The organism is Sulfurovum sp. NBC37-1 (assembly GCF_000010345.1).
Lineage (GTDB): Bacteria > Campylobacterota > Campylobacteria > Campylobacterales > Sulfurovaceae > Sulfurovum.
This window is the reverse complement of the sequence record NC_009663.1, coordinates 884,460-902,439: the sequence shown is the minus strand read 5'-3', so window position 1 is coordinate 902,439 and position 17,980 is coordinate 884,460. Positions and strand designations below refer to the sequence as shown.

Annotated in this window: 18 protein-coding genes; 5 read left to right on the top strand and 13 right to left on the bottom strand. The window is 43.1% G+C overall.

Annotated features, from left to right (window positions below):
• The first annotated feature begins 7 nt into the window (after positions 1–7).
• Genes SUN_RS04565 through SUN_RS04555 form a run of 3 tightly spaced genes read left to right on the top strand, consistent with a single transcriptional unit; the run spans position 8 to position 3,607 of the window.
• Positions 8–1,450 carry a nitrilase-related carbon-nitrogen hydrolase gene (locus SUN_RS04565; RefSeq protein ID WP_011980572.1) on the top strand — a complete coding sequence of 481 codons (1,443 nt, stop codon included), beginning with the start codon at positions 8–10 and terminating at the stop codon, positions 1,448–1,450.
• Positions 1,447–2,382: a histidine decarboxylase, pyruvoyl type gene (gene hdcA / locus SUN_RS04560; protein ID WP_011980571.1), complete on the top strand. Its 936-nt coding sequence runs from the start codon at positions 1,447–1,449 to the stop codon at positions 2,380–2,382. Before SUN_RS04565 ends, hdcA begins: the two co-directional genes overlap by 4 nt.
• Before the next feature lie 37 nt (positions 2,383–2,419).
• Complete coding sequence (locus SUN_RS04555; protein ID WP_011980570.1) at positions 2,420–3,607, top strand: asparaginase; 1,188 nt, start codon at positions 2,420–2,422, stop codon at positions 3,605–3,607.
• Here the strand turns inward: SUN_RS04555 and SUN_RS13330 are convergent.
• A complete protein-coding gene (locus SUN_RS13330) occupies positions 3,490–4,557 on the bottom strand; it encodes an amidohydrolase family protein (RefSeq protein WP_198407646.1) in 1,068 nt (355 codons plus the stop codon). The genes SUN_RS04555 and SUN_RS13330 overlap by 118 nt on opposite strands.
• A 57-nt stretch (positions 4,558–4,614) precedes the next feature.
• Entirely contained in the window at positions 4,615–6,360 is a 1,746-nt protein-coding gene (locus SUN_RS04545) for a bifunctional aspartate transaminase/aspartate 4-decarboxylase (RefSeq protein WP_011980568.1), read from the bottom strand.
• A 245-nt stretch (positions 6,361–6,605) separates the two neighbouring features.
• On the opposite strand from SUN_RS04545, the gene SUN_RS04540 reads away from it, so the two are divergent.
• Positions 6,606–7,739: a carbon-nitrogen hydrolase family protein gene (locus SUN_RS04540; protein WP_011980567.1), complete on the top strand. Its 1,134-nt coding sequence runs from the start codon at positions 6,606–6,608 to the stop codon at positions 7,737–7,739.
• A gap of 101 nt (positions 7,740–7,840) precedes the next feature.
• Here SUN_RS04540 and SUN_RS04535 read toward each other — a convergent pair whose 3' ends face one another.
• The 3 genes from SUN_RS04535 to SUN_RS04525 form a co-directional block, all read right to left on the bottom strand.
• On the bottom strand, positions 7,841–9,376 hold the full coding sequence (locus tag SUN_RS04535; RefSeq protein ID WP_011980566.1) for a class I adenylate-forming enzyme family protein: 1,536 nt from the start codon (positions 9,374–9,376) through the stop codon (positions 7,841–7,843).
• A gap of 39 nt (positions 9,377–9,415) precedes the next feature.
• Positions 9,416–9,880: a hypothetical protein gene (locus SUN_RS04530; RefSeq protein ID WP_011980565.1), complete on the bottom strand. Its 465-nt coding sequence runs from the start codon at positions 9,878–9,880 to the stop codon at positions 9,416–9,418.
• Positions 9,881–9,988: 108 nt separating this feature from the next.
• Positions 9,989–10,309, bottom strand: a complete 321-nt coding sequence (locus tag SUN_RS04525; RefSeq protein WP_011980564.1) for a transposase — start codon at positions 10,307–10,309, stop codon at positions 9,989–9,991.
• Between SUN_RS04525 and SUN_RS04520 the strand changes: the two genes are divergently transcribed.
• Positions 10,308–10,976 carry an IS630 family transposase gene (locus SUN_RS04520; RefSeq protein WP_011980563.1) on the top strand — a complete coding sequence of 223 codons (669 nt, stop codon included), beginning with the start codon at positions 10,308–10,310 and terminating at the stop codon, positions 10,974–10,976. The genes SUN_RS04525 and SUN_RS04520 overlap by 2 nt on opposite strands.
• Positions 10,977–10,989: 13 nt before the next feature.
• Here the strand turns inward: SUN_RS04520 and SUN_RS04515 are convergent, their stop codons facing one another.
• The 8 genes from SUN_RS04515 to SUN_RS12975 all read right to left on the bottom strand — a co-directional run bounded on the left by SUN_RS04515 (position 10,990) and on the right by SUN_RS12975 (position 17,944).
• Positions 10,990–11,556 carry a TMEM175 family protein gene (locus SUN_RS04515; RefSeq protein ID WP_011980562.1) on the bottom strand — a complete coding sequence of 189 codons (567 nt, stop codon included), beginning with the start codon at positions 11,554–11,556 and terminating at the stop codon, positions 10,990–10,992.
• A 187-nt stretch (positions 11,557–11,743) separates the two neighbouring features.
• On the bottom strand, positions 11,744–12,550 hold the full coding sequence (budA, locus tag SUN_RS04510; protein ID WP_011980561.1) for an acetolactate decarboxylase: 807 nt from the start codon (positions 12,548–12,550) through the stop codon (positions 11,744–11,746).
• Positions 12,547–13,275: a hypothetical protein gene (locus SUN_RS04505; protein ID WP_011980560.1), complete on the bottom strand. Its 729-nt coding sequence runs from the start codon at positions 13,273–13,275 to the stop codon at positions 12,547–12,549. Before SUN_RS04505 ends, budA begins: the two co-directional genes overlap by 4 nt.
• 140 nt (positions 13,276–13,415) lie before the next feature.
• The gene (locus SUN_RS04500; RefSeq protein ID WP_041672680.1) at positions 13,416–14,966 is read right to left on the bottom strand and encodes a SpoIIE family protein phosphatase; all 1,551 of its coding nucleotides are present in this window, start codon (positions 14,964–14,966) and stop codon (positions 13,416–13,418) included.
• Between the two features lie 151 nt (positions 14,967–15,117).
• Complete coding sequence (locus SUN_RS04495) at positions 15,118–15,474, bottom strand: ATP-binding protein (RefSeq protein ID WP_011980558.1); 357 nt, start codon at positions 15,472–15,474, stop codon at positions 15,118–15,120.
• Positions 15,471–15,770: an STAS domain-containing protein gene (locus tag SUN_RS04490; RefSeq protein WP_011980557.1), complete on the bottom strand. Its 300-nt coding sequence runs from the start codon at positions 15,768–15,770 to the stop codon at positions 15,471–15,473. The genes SUN_RS04495 and SUN_RS04490 overlap by 4 nt, the downstream gene beginning before the upstream one ends.
• Positions 15,767–17,206, bottom strand: a complete 1,440-nt coding sequence (locus tag SUN_RS04485; RefSeq protein WP_011980556.1) for an ATP-binding protein — start codon at positions 17,204–17,206, stop codon at positions 15,767–15,769. Before SUN_RS04485 ends, SUN_RS04490 begins: the two co-directional genes overlap by 4 nt.
• Before the next feature lie 114 nt (positions 17,207–17,320).
• Positions 17,321–17,944, bottom strand: a complete 624-nt coding sequence (locus SUN_RS12975) for a phosphatase PAP2 family protein (protein WP_158298177.1) — start codon at positions 17,942–17,944, stop codon at positions 17,321–17,323.
• Positions 17,945–17,980 lie beyond the last annotated feature (36 nt).

Here is a 17,980-nt window from a genome sequence, read left to right as displayed (position 1 = left end):
GAGTTCATTGCTGATTATCGGTTCTTTTTTGATGATTAGCTCTGATATGCGTGGCGGCGCAGGAGTATTCGGCTGGTTTATGCTTATACCATTCTTGCTCTATGTCACGCTCTATCATGAGTTTAAAAGCCGTCTATGGCTCCTGCTTACCCTTGTTGTAGGAGCTGTATTGACATTCACGAAGTCAGTATCAGACCCCATAATGATCTCTTTGCCGGTATCCATTATGTTTGGGGTAGTGACAGGCCTACGATACTATCTTGCCTTTTTGATATGGGATTATATCCGGAAATGGACTGATGACACTGCCAGCATCATTGCCTTTCCGGCCATTATAGTAAGCTTGGAATATCTGCAAGCATTTTATACACCGTTCGGCGTATGGGGATCTCTTGCTAATACACAGGTATATAATCTCCCCCTTATCCAAACAGCGTCACTTTTTGGATTTCTGGGCATATCGGCACTGATGTCCTGGGCTGCCGTTTTGGGAGCTTTCTTCATTCTCCGGAGAAATTTCGCAAATATAAAAATATCCGTTGTGCTCTTTGTCATCATTTTTATTGGACTGAATATATGGGGTGACTTACGCCTCAGTACCGTTCCCCAAGGCAAGCATATACTTGTTGCCGGCATCACGAATGGTCAGACAGTAAGCAAGGCACTGCCAAACCCCGAAGATCCCGATGTTCTGCAGAATACACAAAGACTGATAGAACTCACACGCAAAGCCGCCGCGAAGGGAGCCGACATAGCCGTCTGGGGAGAAGTATCGACAATCGTTTCAACCAAGGGGGAAAAGGCATTGCTGGGGACACTTTCCAGGCTGGCGAAAAAGCATCATATTGCAATCGTTGCAGCCTATGCTCTATTGCTCCCGAAAGAAGAACAGAGCGAACTGTATAAGATGAAGAACAAATTCACCTGGCTGAGAGATGACGGTACCATCGCCGAAACATATCTCAAGCACCACCCCGTCCCGGGGGAAGGAAGTGTTCCCGGTCGTGCCCCACTGAAAGCTATCAGGACAAAATATGGTAAAATGGCGGGAGCTATCTGTTATGATTACGATTTCCCGCAAATATCGTTAACACAGGCAAGGCTCGGAGTCGACCTGGTTCTGCTCCCCGGTCTTGACTGGCGCGGTATGCTGATACGGCATACTCTGATGGCACGAATTCACGCTGTAGGGGGAGGGTTTTCCCTGTTCAGATCGGCAAATGAGGCTACTTCAATGGGATTTGACAATCTCGGTCAGATCCGTGCAGCTATGACTGCATTTGGAGACGATGAGAGTATATTGATCGCTTCTCTGCCTGTTAAGAGAACGGACACCCTCTATACTCACATCGGCAATTTGCTTGCATATATTGCTATGTTTGTACTTATACTGCTGTTTTTCTTGGCAGTTTGGAATCATTTCAAAAAACAAAAAAAGGATCAAAGATGAAGTTTTCTACTATTTTAACCGTTTGTGTACTGACAGGAACTCTTTTCAGTTCTATCCAGGCACAGGAGAGTATCAACAAAGATGCCATAAGCCCATTCAAACAGTATTGTGACGGATATGGAAATCCAGGTGCGGAGGGTCTTGGTTATGTATCCGTGCTGAAAGTCTCAGCCGGTACCGTTAAAAAAACGGATGATATGCTTCTCGACAACATTGTCGCCTATGATCGGGCGGAAGCAAATGATGCCTATGTCGGTCAGATCAATATGCTGACAGCTTCATCTTTTTCCGGCCTGGCAGGACAGATATGGGGGTATGACCTTGCTGTTTCCGAAACGATAAAAGAGAAAAAAGAAAAACCTCTTTTTACCGTCAAACAGTATGATGGCTCCGACCTGAAGGTTTATGACGGTGCCCCTTTGATTGAGGCGGGTAAAGCGCTCTTTGGTACCGAGAGAAAACGCCGTTTTCCTCTGGTTCCCGGTGCCCATACCATTTGCGCCAACAAAAGCGTCACATCGTACCGGCCAAAAAAAGGGGAACCCGACGCTGCCAAAAATGAATCATATGGTGTCTGGTCTTACATTGTTATCAATATTGCAAAAGACCGCACCAAAGATGCCTCTCTGTTTATCGAAGATGCCGGAGTCTGGACAAAAAATGCCAATGATAAGGACTTGGATGCATTTCTCCAAAAACACCGAAAATCTGTTCTCTGGAGTGTTGCTGCCTGCGGTAAAGACCAAAGTGTTTTGTACGAACGATCGTATATCAGCTATGCCTATGTCATCATGAAGCCCGGTGAGGTAGGCACAGCATTGACCGTTGCCCCTTATGTCGTACTGGCGAAAGATGCGATCCCCAAAGAGGGCTTTGGGCAACTAAAGAAAATGAATTTGAAAGAGTGGGAAAAATCTATCGGTTTTAAATAATCCATCGTGTAAGACAGCCGCATAAAAGGAGGTAACGATGAGACAATTCCATTCACTGCTAAAATTGATTTTGCCATTGCTCGCTTTGTGGACACAACTGCATGCACAAAAAAATTTAAAACCGGACACAAAAGATATCCTGCCCGTAGTCGTAGTGGTCACTACCGGAGGAACCATTGCTATGAAATATGACCCTGTGTCGGGTGGTGTCGTTCCGGCTGTATCAGGAAAAGACTTGCTGGAAGCTGTACCGGGTCTTGGTAAAATAGCCAAAATTGAAACAGTGGAGTTCTGCAATATTGACAGCTCACAGATGACACCCAAAATATGGAGAAACTTGAGTCTGAAAGTTGATGCTGTGTTACGACGCCCGGAAGTAGCAGGCGTTGTGGTAACCCACGGTACCGATACGATGGCCGAGGGAGCTTATTTTCTCGAAACAACGCTCCATTCCCAAAAACCGGTTGTTTTCGTCGGTTCGATGCGCAGCAACTCCGACCTGAGCCCTGACGGCCCTGCCAATCTTTACAATGCAGTATTTCAGGCAGCTTCATCCAAAGCTGAAAAATGGGGAGTGACCGTCACCATGAACCAATACATCAACAGTGCCAGGTATGTCTGTAAAGACAATACGACCAATGTGCAGACATTTGATTCCGGAGGACATGGGTATCTCGGCTATATTGTCGGCAATCGGATCATTGGTTACAATGCGGCACCTGCCAAAAAAAAGCTGTCCGCACCAAAAACATTGCCGGATATTCCGTTGATCTACTCTTACGCGGGAGATGACGGATCATTGATCCGATATGCTGTCGATCATGGTGCCAAAGGATTGGTAGTGGCTGGCGTCGGTGCAGGCAATGTAAATCAGTCTGTATTCAAAGCCTGCAAATATGCTCTAAATAAAAATGTACCTCTGGTGATCGCCAGCAGGGTTCGGCACGGAGGTGTCTATCCGCTGTACGGTGATGAAGGGGGCGGTGCCTCCCTTCTTAAAGCGGGCACACTTCTGGCTGGAGACCTGAGCCCGTACAAAGCCAGGCTTCTCCTGATGATAGCACTTGGACAGCCCAATATGAACCCCCCAAAGGCTAAAGAAAATATTTACTTCGCAATAGAAGCATCTATCTTCTTGCGTACTCTCAAAGGCAGAATGCTCAAAAAGTTTTTCTCAGCCACAAGACGAGCGGTTTTTGGAGACAATGCATCCAGAAAAACATAATAGCGTTTTATGGTCTGTTCATAATTGTCATAATGACCGATATTATCTGTACCGATCATAAATCTGTCAGGAAACTCTTCGACCAAGGCTACCCACTCTTTGCTGGGTTTTCCATGTGGAGCGACATAGTTTGGATAGACAACCCAGGAGAGGTCTATCCAGAGATTGGGATATGTTTTGAGCATTCGTCCCATAATGGATGCCAGATTGGGCACCACAATGCGCCGGCTGGCTCCGGCATGTGCCCAGACTATGCGGGTTTTTGGATGGTTTTTGACAGCCTCTTCCATCTCTTCCAGATAGAGCGGCTTGTGTACCCATACCGAACTGATATCACTGTGAATGGTTACAGGCAGGTCATGCTCGGCGGCGAAATCATATACAGCATCCAATGCGATATGATTTGCCCTGGCCTGCTCACCGTATGTCAATGCTGTCAAATCATCATGCCGAGTCAGGATCTCGCCGATCCCTTCCCAGGTATCCGGATACAGGGCAAACATCCGCTTCAGGTGGTCAACAGCATTCCTATCCGTAGGATTAAACCCGCAGATAAACGGATGGAATCTTCTGCGCTCTGATGCAGAAAGGGTTTCAAGCGCTCTTGCAACAATAACATCCGTAGCACTGTACCAATAGCTTCGTGAATCATCGGCAAGATAATATTTTGGCTGAACGGGATCAACAGCATTCCATTTTTTCACAACCGCCAATCCATTGAGCATCGCATGCTTGACTCCGGTACGGTCCATCATCTTAAGAAGATCTTTTATTCCGTCACTTTTCTGCAAAAAGTCCACATAATGCAAATGGGCATCTGTCACTTCATATTTGCTTTTCTCTGATTCAACGTTTAAGTGTGATCCTTTCTCTGAAGCATTGACCCCATAGGTCAGAACAACCATCCAAACCACTAATATCCACGATAATCTCACATTAAACAATTTCATAACCTTTTCTCCTTTTTGTCATTATTACAATTCAGGATTACACAATGAATCCTGACGTTAGACCGGCATGGATTTTTTGTATCCGTCCATCACGGAGACAATCGCATGCCCAATCTGCCGACAATCTTCTTCGTCAATGTTGGCCAATGCCACCCTGAGTGACCACCTCGGTCCGGCAAATCCTCCACCGGGTAGACAGACCGTATGGTGGTCTTCCGCCAGTCTGAATAAAAATTCAAGAGGATGCGTTTTGACCAGATGCTCCGCGAACGCGCTGCCGTGTTTCTTTTCCGCCATTTTTTTCAAATCAATCAGGGCATAGTAGCGTGTCAGGTTGTTTCCTTCCGGCTCTGGCATATCCAAGGCTTCAAACAGTGCAGACCATCGTTTTTTGAGAATACCCATAATAGATTTTTTGTAGCTGTAATTTTCGTCGATGAGCTCATAAAGCGAAAAAAGGGACATCGCTACCTGCTGCGGACCGGAAAGTCCTCCCGTATGCGCTAGAGCCACCTGCCGGCTGTCTATTTCCAGACGTTCATAGAATGGGATCTCATTCGGCTTGGTAGAGACCAGACGATATCGGAAGTCCAAGCGGGCCTGCTTGGATCTTGGAAGCTTCTTGATGAGCCGGTCAACCACATTGTTTTTGTGAACCATCACAACACCAAGCCGCCAGCCGGTAACCCCGAAATATTTTGAATAGGAGTAAACACCCAGAATATTTTCAGGCAGTTCTTTACCAAAAGTATTGAATTCATCGACAAAACTGGCATACACGGTATCGGAGATAATGATCATATCCTTATTGTGCATCCGTATTGTATCGGCCATACGCTTGACCGTATCCGCATTCAGTGAAACCGAGGTTGGATTGGTCGGGTTGACCATATAGAGTGCCTTGACTTTCCGGTCCTTCAGCTTGGACACTTCACTATCGGGAATCTGCCAACCCATTTTTTCATCACCACGGATATAGACCGATTCCAGACCATAATCTTTCAGTACTGGCAGTTCCAGGTATGGAGAGAAAATAGGCGTCACAATAGCCACCTTGTCTCCGGGAAGCAATACCATATTTTCTCTCAGAGAGTTGAAAATATAGATCATGGCCGCCGTTGCCCCCTCTGTTACAAAAAGATGGAAATCGCCCTGAGGGGGCTTATTGGAGAAAACAACCCTGTCAAGATATTTTCGGACGATTTTTTCAGTGGCGGGAAAGATACGGGGGGGATCCGGATAAAAATCTCCCTGCACGCCATCCATGAGTTCATAAACCAATTCATCGGCATCCATTTCTGTCTCATTTTTTGCATATTCTATACTTCTGCCCAAAAAATCGGCTTCCGTATCATATTTGTGTTTTGCCAGAAATTTCTTTAACGCATTGTACATTCCTTCTTTGCTTTGCCGATATCCTACATCTATAATTTTAGAATTCTTCTCAGCCATATCTGCAGCAAAGAGCGTTAAAAGTGCCAGTGATTTACGCACCAGCGTATTGAGGAAATTGGGATTTCCCCTGCCGGCATTCACTATACTGCAACCGGATTTCGAACAGTCCGTTTCAGCTTTTTGGATCAGAATATTTTTAACCTCAAAAGGACTTTCCAAAGCAAGATCTTTCCAGTCGATATGTGTATCGGCACTGATTTCCGAAGCCGACAGGCCAATGAGACTTCCTGCAGTAAAAATCGACATACCAAACGCTGCCGCGTACTGAAAAAAGTCACGGCGGGTAACTACTCCCTCTTTTGTTGCTTTGGCGATCTCTTTAATGAATGGGTGTATCTTCTGTGACATTTCGTCTCCTTTCATTTGTGTTTTTCTTGGAACCTGTAAATCTCTATCGATCTCTTGCATTTTCATAGCAAATTATTCAAGCTCCCTTCTTAATAGTATACTCCCTGCTTTATTAAAATATACGCAGACTAATATAGGGCGAATGCGGAGTGTTGAATCTCTATTTACGGATTTGGTATAACTTTCCATAAAACAATCCTCGCTATAATAGAACTATTCACACTTATCACATCAGGAGGAAAGAGATGAAAAGAGTATTGAAAACTTTGATGATTGTGCTATTAGTCATCGCTACCCCTGCAACAGCCGGAGACAAAGCAAACCCAACATGCGATGGCACACCGCAGTACGACAAGACTGTAATGCAGAGCTATCGGTTGCTCCAGTTCAAGACTTCGGTCTATGAAAAAGCGCCGAAATTGGGCAAAGGAATCCGACTGGGCATCTATCAGGCACAGGCTGTCAGCGGCGAGGGGGCGACGGCAAAGAATCTCAAGCGAATGGAGCACGCCATTCGACTGGCAAAGGAGAAACACATCCAATTACTCTCTTTCCCGGAGCTTTATATACCCGGCTATACCCTCAGTCCTGCGATGGTCAAGAAGGTCGCACAGTTCAAGGATGGCCCCGCTGTCACCAAGGCGCGAGAACTGGCGCGTAGAAACAATATTGCTATTCTCCTACCCTATGCCGAAAAGGCCAAACATTCCGATGGGACTCTGGCTTATTACGACAGTATCGCTGTCATTGACGAGCACGGAAAACTGCTCAACAGCTACCGCAAGACCCACCTCTACGGCCAGCAAGAACGTGACAACTGGTCCTTTGGCAACGGCGACTACCAGGTTTATCACTTTTTTGGCTTTCCTGTCGGCGTGCTCAACTGCTATGAGTGTGAATTCCCCGAACTTTCAAGGATCCTTGCCCTCAAAGGAGCGAAGCTTATCGTAGGTCCGACAGCGGCAGACAACTACTATACCCTGCCAGACGGCAAACGCAGCAATGTCCCCTACCCTGACATCTCCAAGACGCTCATCCCTGCTTATGCCTATGCCAACAACATTTTCTTCGCCTACTCCAACCGCGCCGGCTATGAACGACGAGGCAAAGACCAGTGGCACTACCGCGGCAACAGTATCATTACCGGCCCACACGGAGATATCATCGTCGCGGCAAACCACGAACAGGATACGATGCTCATAGCTGACTGTATCCCGGGTTTCTACGGGATGACTCATCCGGCACCAAAATACAACTACCTGCGTGACCGAAGGCCGGAACTCTATAAAGAGCTGACGGCTCCCAAAGTGGACTTTATCAAAGGAGGGTACACCTATCCGGTGTATAGGAATGGGAAGGAGATTTTTCGGAAGCGGTAAAAATAGTTGAAGTTACATTGGGGAATGCTATGCAACTTGATCCGGCATTCCAGAATATTTAGTGTCTGTCGGTGTAATATTTTTACTTAAAATTTCTACCTCTAAAACCCTGAAGCAATATATTGTTCCGCCATACTATGAAGCTTTTTTCGATCTATTTTCCCAACGGGATTTTTTGGAAGGCTATCCACAAATATCCACTTCTGCGGAACCTTGTAGTGCGATAGCCTCTGGGACACGAAATCCCTCAGCTCATCAGCCGTCGGGGCAGGCACTCCCTGCCTGGGTACGACAAACGCCCCCACGATACTGCCATAGTGCTTATCGGGAAATCCTACAATCCCGCAAGATTCAACTTTGGGATGATCTTCCAACACATCTTCTACTTCACCGGGCATAATGTTGGAGCCGCCCCTGATGATCAGCTCCTTGATCCTGCCGACAAAATGATAATATCCCTCCTCATCCTCGTAGGCCAGATCACCCGTATGGAACCAACCGTTTTCAAAAGCCTTTTTGTTCTCTTCCGGCTTGTTCCAGTAGCCTATAGTGATTAATTTTCCTTTAAGGAAGATCTCACCCGTTTTGCCCCGAGGAACATCGCGCCCGTCTTTGTCAATTAATCTCGCCTGCGTTCCCCATATCGGTTTTCCAATGGTACCCGGCTTTATCTTTCCCTCTTTTGGTTGCATAAAGCACCCCTCAGCTTCTGTCAATCCATACGCTTCCATAATATCGTGACCTGCCAGAATGCGGAAAAGTTCATAGAGATGGTGTGAAACTTTGTCTCCTGCGCTCAATGCGTATTTGACGGGGGAGAAGTCTGCCTGTTCGGCACCCGGGCACTCCAGCACTTCCAGGAATTGTGTAGGCAAAAGTCCCGTAAGTATAGGTTTGTATTGATTTAACAACTTGATGTACGCTCCTGGTTCAAACTCCTCTACCATAACAACAGTCGCACTGTTCTTCAGAAAGAATAGTGCCATTGTAAATCCTGCCATATGGCAGATCTGGGTAGCAATGAGTACACTATCGCTGGGGATAGTATCATGGTATGCACTTCTATATTCGATAAGATGATAAAGTGTTTCGTGTGTATGAACGACGCCTTTTGGCTCACCTGTGCTTCCTGAAGTATAGATAATGAGGGCCGGGTCCGTAATACTTAGATCCGGAAAGATTACTCTGTTGTTGGCAGTATCGGTAAGCATTTTGTTCCAGGAGAGTGAAGCGTGATTTGAGTCCCCATCCATGATATAGATATGTTCAAGTGATGCAACGGTGCTGTCCAGGTTTTCAACAACAGGAAAGAGTTCAGAACTGGTGATAAGGATTCTGCTTCCACTCTGCTCGATGCCATAAACTGCTTCAGGTGTCTGGTAGCGTGTGTTCAGGGGGACAGCAATCGCGCCGATACGAAAACAGGCGAAATAGAGCCCAACCAGTTCGACACTGTTTTTCATAAACAGCGCTACCCTGTCTCCTCTCGTGATACCAAGAGAGATCAAGGTTTTTGCCCAAAGATCCATTTTTTCGGAAAGCTGCGCATAGGTGTAACTCTTTTCTCCGCATATAACCGCTTTCTTATCGGGGGTTTGTTTGACGGCCTGGTCAATTATTTCATATAAGAGCAGCATCTCATCCTTTTTGCAAGTTTCCTACACCGATTTAAACAATCAAACCCGAGTTAGCTGAGTCGTCATTAAGGTACCATCTGCCAGCTCAAAGACCATAATAATCTCAGCATTACTGTAGAGATCAATTGTGATAGACTGTATATAGCTGTCAGCGCCGTGAAAGTGCTCCAGATATGCCAGATATTCATCTTTTGTCATTATGCTTGGGAAGCCGTTACCCAGTGTGGAAATCTTGTCGATAGGCTCGATCTCGCAAGTGTCTGTCATCAGATTGGTACCTACGATATGGGTATCCCCCATTGTCTGCATATCGCCGTTCAGAGAGTCTGTGGTTTGGAATCCCTGCGCTACCAATCCATCGCACGGACTGTTCTGGGTGGAAATATGGTAGTGCCAAGTCCCTATCATATTGACCTGGACAGGAAGAGTGTCATTATCGTTGCTGCAAGCTGTAAAAAACAATGCTGATAATCCAATCAGCAGAATAGCTGTAATTTTTTTCATTTCAAATCCTTCATTTAGATATGATCCTCACTTGTGTGTATGTCATAGCAATGCTAACTACTCATATACTATCTTAGTAAAACAAAAAAAATACTTATTTGGGTAGCGTCAAAAATTTTCTGTAAATTTTTCCTTAGCCTCTTCAGATTGTACCAAATTATCCCAAGAAACATACTTTCTATCCAACCATTTGGCATTGGTGTCCACTGCCAGGGGCACCAACAGGCGTAGTACCGAGTTGTCACTCAGGAAAGCACCGACTACCTTTGTTCTTCTCTTTACCTCCTTGTTAAACCGTTCCAGTACATTCGTGGAATGGATTTTCCTATGATGTTCTTTAGGAAATGCCAGGAACGTCAGCACATCCATCAGGTTGTCTGTGAGGAACTTAACCAATTTAGGATGTGATACTTCATAGGCTGCTGCCATGCCGTTGGTGATACCACCCAAGCAGAATGCAAGCTTTGTTTCAGCGATGGAAGATGTTCTTGAAGTCTATGCACGACCTTACGATCCAGAGTTCCCCGTTGTCTGTATGGATGAATCAAGTATCCAATTAATCGGTGAGGCACAAGATCCTATTCCTGCTGCACCGGGACACCCAAAACTTGTGGATGACGAGTATATACGAAACGGTGTTGCCAGTATCTTTCTTGAAGTCGAAGCACTTGGAGGGAAGCGTGCTGTCAAAATTACACAGAGCCGTACCCGAGTCGATTGGGCACACTTTATCAAAGAGATGCTTGAAGTGCGTTATCTCAAAGCACAAAAAGTTGTTTTGGTGATGGACAATCTAAACACACACAATATCGCTTCGCTCTATACTGCTTTTTCTCCTCAGGTAGCCAGAAGTCTGGCAGAGCGTCTTGAAATACACCACACCCCCAAACACGGAAGCTGGTTGAATATTGCAGAGATTGAACTCAGTGTATTGAAGCGGCAATGTCTGGCTGGAAGGATTGCCGATATTGAAACAATGAAAAAAGAAGTAAAAACCTGGAATGAAGACAGAAACAATCAACAGACCAAAGTTGATTGGCAATTCAAAACTAAGGATGCACGGATAAAGATGAAGAGGTTTTATCTGAAGGTTTAGGGTTTATGGTGTACTAGTATAATTTCCGATATGCAGGGCTGGAGAATAATCGAAGCAATGTAATGAGTACGAATATGAGCAGTGATATTTTAGGGTGAATCCAGGCAAGCAAAGCGGCGATGAGGTATGCTGCTGCGACCAGCAGGCTCATTTTGATATGTATATGGATATAAGGGTCCGATCTATGCTTGGGTATCGAAACTGACAGTCTGAGCCAGATCGACGCGAGGACTACCACCATCATCGTAATACCGTATAGCATAATAGGCAGTTCGGATCCCCAGCGTGTCTCGCCGACAAATGCAGTCGCAAAAGGGATCTGTGAAACTGCAAAGAGGAAAAATCCGTTTACCCACAATATCTTGTAATTGACGGTACTGAAATTATTGAAGATGTGATGATGATTGAGCCAAGACATAAAAACGGTAATAAAGGATATGACATAGGCTACATAGACAGGCCAGAGACTCAGCAGGGCATCAAGCGTCGGCTCCCTGGGTGTTTTGAGATCCAAAATAAGAATTGTGATCACGATGGCCAGCACTCCGTCTGAAAAAGCCTCAAGTCTATTTTTTTTCATAAATTTTCCTCATTGCTATTGTCGCAAACCTTTCCATCGCCCCCAAGTTTCAGCTTGGGGGCGATGGAAACTTCCATTTCTTGATAATATATTTTAGCGTAACTACATAAAGGATAATATCAACATCAAAAAATACAACAGAATTGCAAAAAGAACACAGAACTCTTTCTCTCCCTAAATATTTCTATCATGTAGTAGGTAACAGTATCTGCCAATTACTCATATAATCTATCTCTATGATTACATCTTTCACTTGGCACTCCAATACATGACCGCCTGCTTTTTTGTCTTGTGTCAGAAAATGAAAATGATATCCGGCAACATTTACTTCTCCTATATATTCAGGTAGCCTAAATCCAACAATGGTACCTCTTTGCTGAAAAAATTCAAAAGTTGGCTGCGTTTTAATCACATCAACCAATAAAGGGTATGGTTTAGTTTGTCGTGGAACACTTCTTGTCTTAATGTAACTGAATAACCCTTTTATTTTGATACCATAAGTGATATTTTTAGCAGGCAGCACATCATCTATGTATGTTTTTAATTCTGAGCAATCCATAGATTGCTTTAGCGCTACCGTTTGATCTGCTTCAAAGTATGCTACGGTGGCAAATGGTATTTTTATACTGTCATCCATCACTCGTGCAACACCATCTGATGCTACCTGATATATTTGCCCATCCATCACTATCATTTCACCATCCAGGGCATTGAATGTACCTAAACCAAAATCACCATTATCTTTCAACTCACCACAACTCATATTACCATCATAGGCACCTTGGAGCAAGGCATCAAGAGTGGAGTATTGAAATAGTACATTTTGCTTTGTTGACGGTAGAACTTTATGTGATGATTGACATCCGGATATAATAAAGCCAAGTACAATTGTAAAAAATATAGCTGATAAAGTACTTCTCATTGTTCCTTCTCCCAAACCGATATCAATTACTCTTTTTGCAATACTGCTGTCGATACCGGCAATATAAATCACTCATCACCCATCGGGGTCCACATACTGTAGTTGGCATAGTTTTCCACCTCAGATACATACCAAATACCAAATCTGTTTTCTTCATCGACGAACATCAAATTGAGTGTATATTCTCCGTCGTCACCAGCAACTACAATTGTATTGTTTTCAAGCCGATAAGGATAGCTATGTTTGAGCGTCCCATCAGTTGCATACACTTTGAGAGTTGTTTGTGTGAAAAAAACCTCTTCTTCGATCGATTCGCCAAGGTAGGAGTATGTACTGAGATAGCGTTTCCCCACAAGCATCTCCGATGTGAATTTCAGTTCGAGATACCATGTATCCTGCCATACTCTACCATCATCATCCATCCCTGTAACTTCCCACTTAGTAGGCTCGGCTACATCCAGCTCTATGATTGGATTCATATCATTGTCTGCAACAACTAATTTGCCATCGAGAACGCTGTAATCTACATCGTCTTCTATGCCAAACATACTTTCATACCTGAGCTTTCCCTGGGGAGTAAAAGTGACACCTCTCCATATTGAGTTTTTTTCATCGAATGTATAGATGATCTGCCCTGCCAGCATTTCAGGGGTAAACTGTGTTGCTCCCGCAAAATTGCCTCCGGGACCGTTTACTTCTATGGTATAGCCCTCATTGTTATCGGAACTGTTATTTCCGCATCCTGTCAAAAATACCAAACCGATAACCAGCATCAGTAAAACAATTAACTTTTTCATTTTCTCTCCTTGAAAATTAACTATATTTAATTATAATATTTATTTTAAAATTATTTATTAAGATTTAGATTTTGCAAATTCTCTCTTTATAATATGTTACCCTATTGATGTAATTTTCGTTGGAGATATCGACAAAATGGTTAAGATATACGGCATATCAACATAGTAATATCATCATTAGCAACATTGCTTTTGATAAATCTGTTAATATTTTCCAATAAATATTTCAAACTGAATTCCCTCTCCAGGCTTTTTGCCACCCTTTCTATACCGAACATCTCATGTTTACTGTTCTCCGCTTCCGTTACACCATCGGTAAAACAGATAAGCTGAAACGGATCTTTCATTGTCAAGACATTGTTATCATATACTGTATTACTAAAAGTATTAACAGGTGGATGGATAGTACTGATGGGAGAAAACAACCGATCAGTTTTTACAATGAAGCCAGGGTGTCCTGCATTACAGTACGTCAATGTATGTGTCTTAAAATCATATTTTATGACCAAAAGTGTAACAAACATGCCATTGCTGCTCATCTCCAAAAGCTTACTGTTTGTCAGGGTTATGATCTCTGCGGGGTCATCTGTTGTGTCGATTGCATTTTTCAAAAGTATCTGTGTCGCCATCATGAACAAAGCTGCGGGGATGCCTTTTCCGGAGACATCTCCAACATAGAAAATGATACTCTTATCCAACTCTTTATAGCCATAAAGATCTCCTCCGACCTTTTTTGCCGCTTTTAAATACAAATGTATCTCAAACCTGTCTGTTTCAACATCCTTATGTACCGGCAAAAAACTCATTTGTATTTTTTTGGCCAGTTCGAGATCATTCCTGAGCTTGGTTTTCTTTACGATATCTTTTTTAAATTGTTTCAATATGATGAAGATCATCAGCAGTATGAGCAGAATATCAATAATAACTATAACGACAAGTTTTTGTTTAAGTTCAAAAAGTGACCGATACAAAACAGCATTGTTCAGGAAAGTCATAATTTTAAAATCACTGTAAGGCATTGTTGCATAGTAAAGTGTAAATTCTTCATCCCCGATATTGACCGTATAGATACCTCTGTCTGTTTCAAGTATATGTGGAATTGCATTTAAAAGTGTCTCTGAATGTACATTTTTGGCATAGGTGATTGCAGTTTGCTTCATTGCATATTTATCATCGGGGTGAGAGAGTAAAAATCCGTTTTTATCCAATACAAATACAAAATGTTCTTTGGAAAATGTCATTTTTTGAATTTTTAGAGACAATACATCTATCTTTATATCTGCCGTTATGACCCCTGAAAAATGATCATACTTGTCTAACATGGGATAGGAGAAAGTACTCATAAAAACTTCTCCACCTCCTTCGTCAAAATAGGGTTTGCTCCACTCACCTTTTTTTGACTCTCTGACTTTTGTATACCAGTTCTGATGAAGATAGTCATATGCCGGAGGCAACAGCCACTTTTCTGTGACTGTTGCATTGTTTTCATAATAGTATTTACAATAGAGCCTGTTTAATGAAGAGGAGGGATCAATCGCCAGTGCGCTTCCAAATACATTCGGATTGTTTTTGACATGTTTTTTTAAAAAAGGTAAAACAGCTGTATACTCATGGGGATGCAACTTTAGCATATAGGAAGCTTCCTTGGTAAACGCAGAAGCATCTTCCAAATACTGTTTTATTTCTGACATGATTTCAGTATTTATCTGGGAGGCCTTCTGCTTCGCAGACCTTGTTAATTTACTGCCACCCACGTCTTGAATAAAATACAACGATAAGAGCAACAGTGGTATGGTAATGACTAAAATATAGAAAATAACTTTTTTCTGTATCCTGTCCAGTTTAAATCGTGAGTTTGTAAATACTTTTGCCATTTTGATGCCGGTAACTAAACGTTTCAGTCATTGACTCAACCAAAAACAGTCCCAGCCCTCCCTCTTTTAACTCTGCAATATCTTTTTGATCCGGTTTCTTTACAGTAAGGTCAAAACTATCAGACAGATACTCCAGATCTATCTCTATCTGTTTTGAATGCCTGATAGTCAATGAAAATTCCTTTGCCTCTGTATATTTGAACATATTTGTTACCAACTCTTCGGTAACCAGCCTGATTTTATAGCACAGATCATCACTTAGTCTATGTTTCGCACAGAACTCCTCCAAATAACGATCAACTGCATCGATCGATGTGAAATTCATTCTATCTCTTTTAAAAAAGTCAAAAAGCCCGAGACTTGAAAAATCTCTTTTACCGTTCCGTGCGCTCCTTTTAAAAAACACTCTTTATCGTTCTCCTGTGCCAGTTTTGCACATTTCAGAACGACTTGCAGGCCTGATGAACTGATATAGTCCAAATCACTGACATCGATCACAATATCACGATCGATATCTACCAGCTTTTTGTCTACAATTTCTTTTGCCTCATCCGCATTCATGGCATCAAGCCTGTGACTCAAAATGACAAAAAAGCTCTCATCTTTTCGTATCTCTATCATACTGCTTTCCTTTTTTCATTTGAAATGTACTCTACCCGTACTTTGGCCCTGTCAGCATAGATCTCGACTTTTGACTCATCAATATCCTGAGGTAAAAACTCATACACCAGCACATCTTTACCCTCTACGAAAGAGGGCAGTATGCCGGAGAAGAAAAACTTTTCATCTTCCGCCTGTGAGACCAGTGTTTCAACATTCTGATCCTCCATGACGATATAAAGCAATATCACTTCCGCTTTCATCCTGAACAGAAGGTTGAAGAATGCTTCCTTGATATAACTTATATTATCTTCACCTGTCTCTGTGACAAAAATTGAACCTACTTCAAAATTTGGAGCGTATGAACTTTTAACTATACCATTTTCTCTAAGATCACATTCTTCCTCTTGAAATGAATAGTCCAGTTTCAGATCTCTATAGATCGCCTCTATCACCTCTCTATGTTTAGCTGGAACAGACAAAACCCTTTTTCTGTTCTTCAGCGGCAGGTAGTAGTACATGCAGCTGCCTCTTTGGGAAGAATCTGCTTCAATCTTTTTGAATTTCTTTACGGGAGAAACACCAAAACCCATTCCTACAGGCACGGCACCGAGTGCTTCATTTGTTTTTTGGGAAAAAAGATGCACTGTCACAGGCTTGGACATAATACCTTCAAGCCCCAGTTCTTTGCCAACCTCCTGGGTTTTGACACGTATCTTTTTCATTAAGCCAAGCCCTCTGTACTTTGGCACTACAACTGCCTGACCGATCTCCGCCACACTACCGAGATCTTCTCTTTCCAATGCATAATGCCCGGCGATCCTGTCTCTTTTTGTATCGTACGCAACGACCGAGACCAACTGCCCGCTTTCATTGAGTGAGATGATCCTCTCCGGGAAATAGAGATCCTCATTGGGGTAACTGTATCCATATGCTTCATAGATGATTTGGGAGATCTCCATTGCCCATCTCTCTTCAAACTGTTTGATCACAATGTCATCGATGGAGGCTTCAAAATTCTCATCATCTTCTGTTTCGGGCAGAGTATATATTGCCTGCTGGGGCAGTTCAAAATAGAGTTTGAACTCCCTGCCCTCTTTTCCATGATTAAGCCACTCAGCCTTATGACTGAACTTTTTAATCAGAAGCAGCTCTAAGGTTTGGGTGTCTATAGATTGAAGGCCATCTGCTGTTTTTTGCGGGAAAGATATCTCAATAGGCAAACCTTTATCTATAAACGAGAGGATAAAATATCTTTCACTGATCTCTATGGATATCTCTATATCCCCCTCTTCATCCCTGTAGGAATTCCGGAGTATATAGACAAATGCTTCTTCGGCACACAACTCGATCTTATCCTGAATCTGCCGGACATCAAAGACTTCACTGCTCACATTGACAAAGCTGTTCAGCAGGGGTAAAAACTTTTTATAGCTCGGGATGATCAATTTTAACATTCTATACCACCTTTTTCCAGATAAGCTCCGTAGAGAATCTTTTTCATAAGGAATTACCCCTTTTCTCATTTATGGCCCTTATACTATGATATCAATATTGACCTGACAGCAACCTCAATCACCCTTTATCTCGTCAAAAAAATAGCCATGCATCCATACAGCGGTCATGATGCCGACAAAGGCGCCAAACAGCACATCACTGGGATAATGTGCGGTAACAACCACCCGGCTTGCACCGACCATCAATGCAAGAAACATAAAAAGAAGCATAGTGCGTTTGTACAAAAATCCCAAAGCGGTAAAAAAAGAGAATGCCCTTATAGTATGATCGGACGGTGTAGAGTTCAGCACCCATTTTGTAGTAAAAAAGTGCAGCCCGTATTCACCATGTTCAAAGAACATTATGGGCCTGTAACGCCCAAGCAGATACTTGAATCCCTCACCTATCATAACGGCAACAGTGACGGTAATAATGATATAAAAAAGTTTTTTAGTACTTTTTTTCCTTATACCCGGATCAAATATAACAATATATCCAAAAGCACACAGGAGAGCAATATTGACATAGAGCGATGAAGCCAGTACCGATATCTGCTTCCCGATCGATTCTGCTGCTGTACCCGGCATATTGTGATACATCCAAAGATCGATATTTCTATCGAAAAACAGAAACAGGATCACATAAAGTGCAGCCGTTGCGAGTGTGACGAATATGATTTTTTCTCTTATGCTTTTCAACAGGCTCATTCTTTCCTCTACGATAAATTTTTAAAA

Bases quoted from the DNA above. Each gene is read 5' to 3' on its own strand.
- hdcA (WP_011980571.1), top strand. From the start codon at position 1,447: ATGAAGTTTTCTACTATTTTAACCGTTTGTGTACTGACAGGAACTCTT.
- SUN_RS04555 (WP_011980570.1), top strand. From the start codon at position 2,420: ATGAGACAATTCCATTCACTGCTAAAATTGATTTTGCCATTGCTCGCT.
- SUN_RS13330 (WP_198407646.1), bottom strand. From the start codon at position 4,557: ATGAAATTGTTTAATGTGAGATTATCGTGGATATTAGTGGTTTGGATG.
- SUN_RS04545 (WP_011980568.1), bottom strand. From the start codon at position 6,360: ATGTCACAGAAGATACACCCATTCATTAAAGAGATCGCCAAAGCAACA.
- SUN_RS04540 (WP_011980567.1), top strand. From the start codon at position 6,606: ATGAAAAGAGTATTGAAAACTTTGATGATTGTGCTATTAGTCATCGCT.
- SUN_RS04535 (WP_011980566.1), bottom strand. From the start codon at position 9,376: ATGCTGCTCTTATATGAAATAATTGACCAGGCCGTCAAACAAACCCCC.
- SUN_RS04530 (WP_011980565.1), bottom strand. From the start codon at position 9,880: ATGAAAAAAATTACAGCTATTCTGCTGATTGGATTATCAGCATTGTTT.
- SUN_RS04520 (WP_011980563.1), top strand. From the start codon at position 10,308: ATGCCGTTGGTGATACCACCCAAGCAGAATGCAAGCTTTGTTTCAGCG.
- SUN_RS04525 (WP_011980564.1), bottom strand. From the start codon at position 10,309: ATGGCAGCAGCCTATGAAGTATCACATCCTAAATTGGTTAAGTTCCTC.
- SUN_RS04515 (WP_011980562.1), bottom strand. From the start codon at position 11,556: ATGAAAAAAAATAGACTTGAGGCTTTTTCAGACGGAGTGCTGGCCATC.
- SUN_RS04505 (WP_011980560.1), bottom strand. From the start codon at position 13,275: ATGAAAAAGTTAATTGTTTTACTGATGCTGGTTATCGGTTTGGTATTT.
- SUN_RS04500 (WP_041672680.1), bottom strand. From the start codon at position 14,966: ATGTCAGAAATAAAACAGTATTTGGAAGATGCTTCTGCGTTTACCAAG.
- SUN_RS04495 (WP_011980558.1), bottom strand. From the start codon at position 15,474: ATGAATTTCACATCGATCGATGCAGTTGATCGTTATTTGGAGGAGTTC.
- SUN_RS04490 (WP_011980557.1), bottom strand. From the start codon at position 15,770: ATGATAGAGATACGAAAAGATGAGAGCTTTTTTGTCATTTTGAGTCAC.
- SUN_RS04485 (WP_011980556.1), bottom strand. From the start codon at position 17,206: ATGTTAAAATTGATCATCCCGAGCTATAAAAAGTTTTTACCCCTGCTG.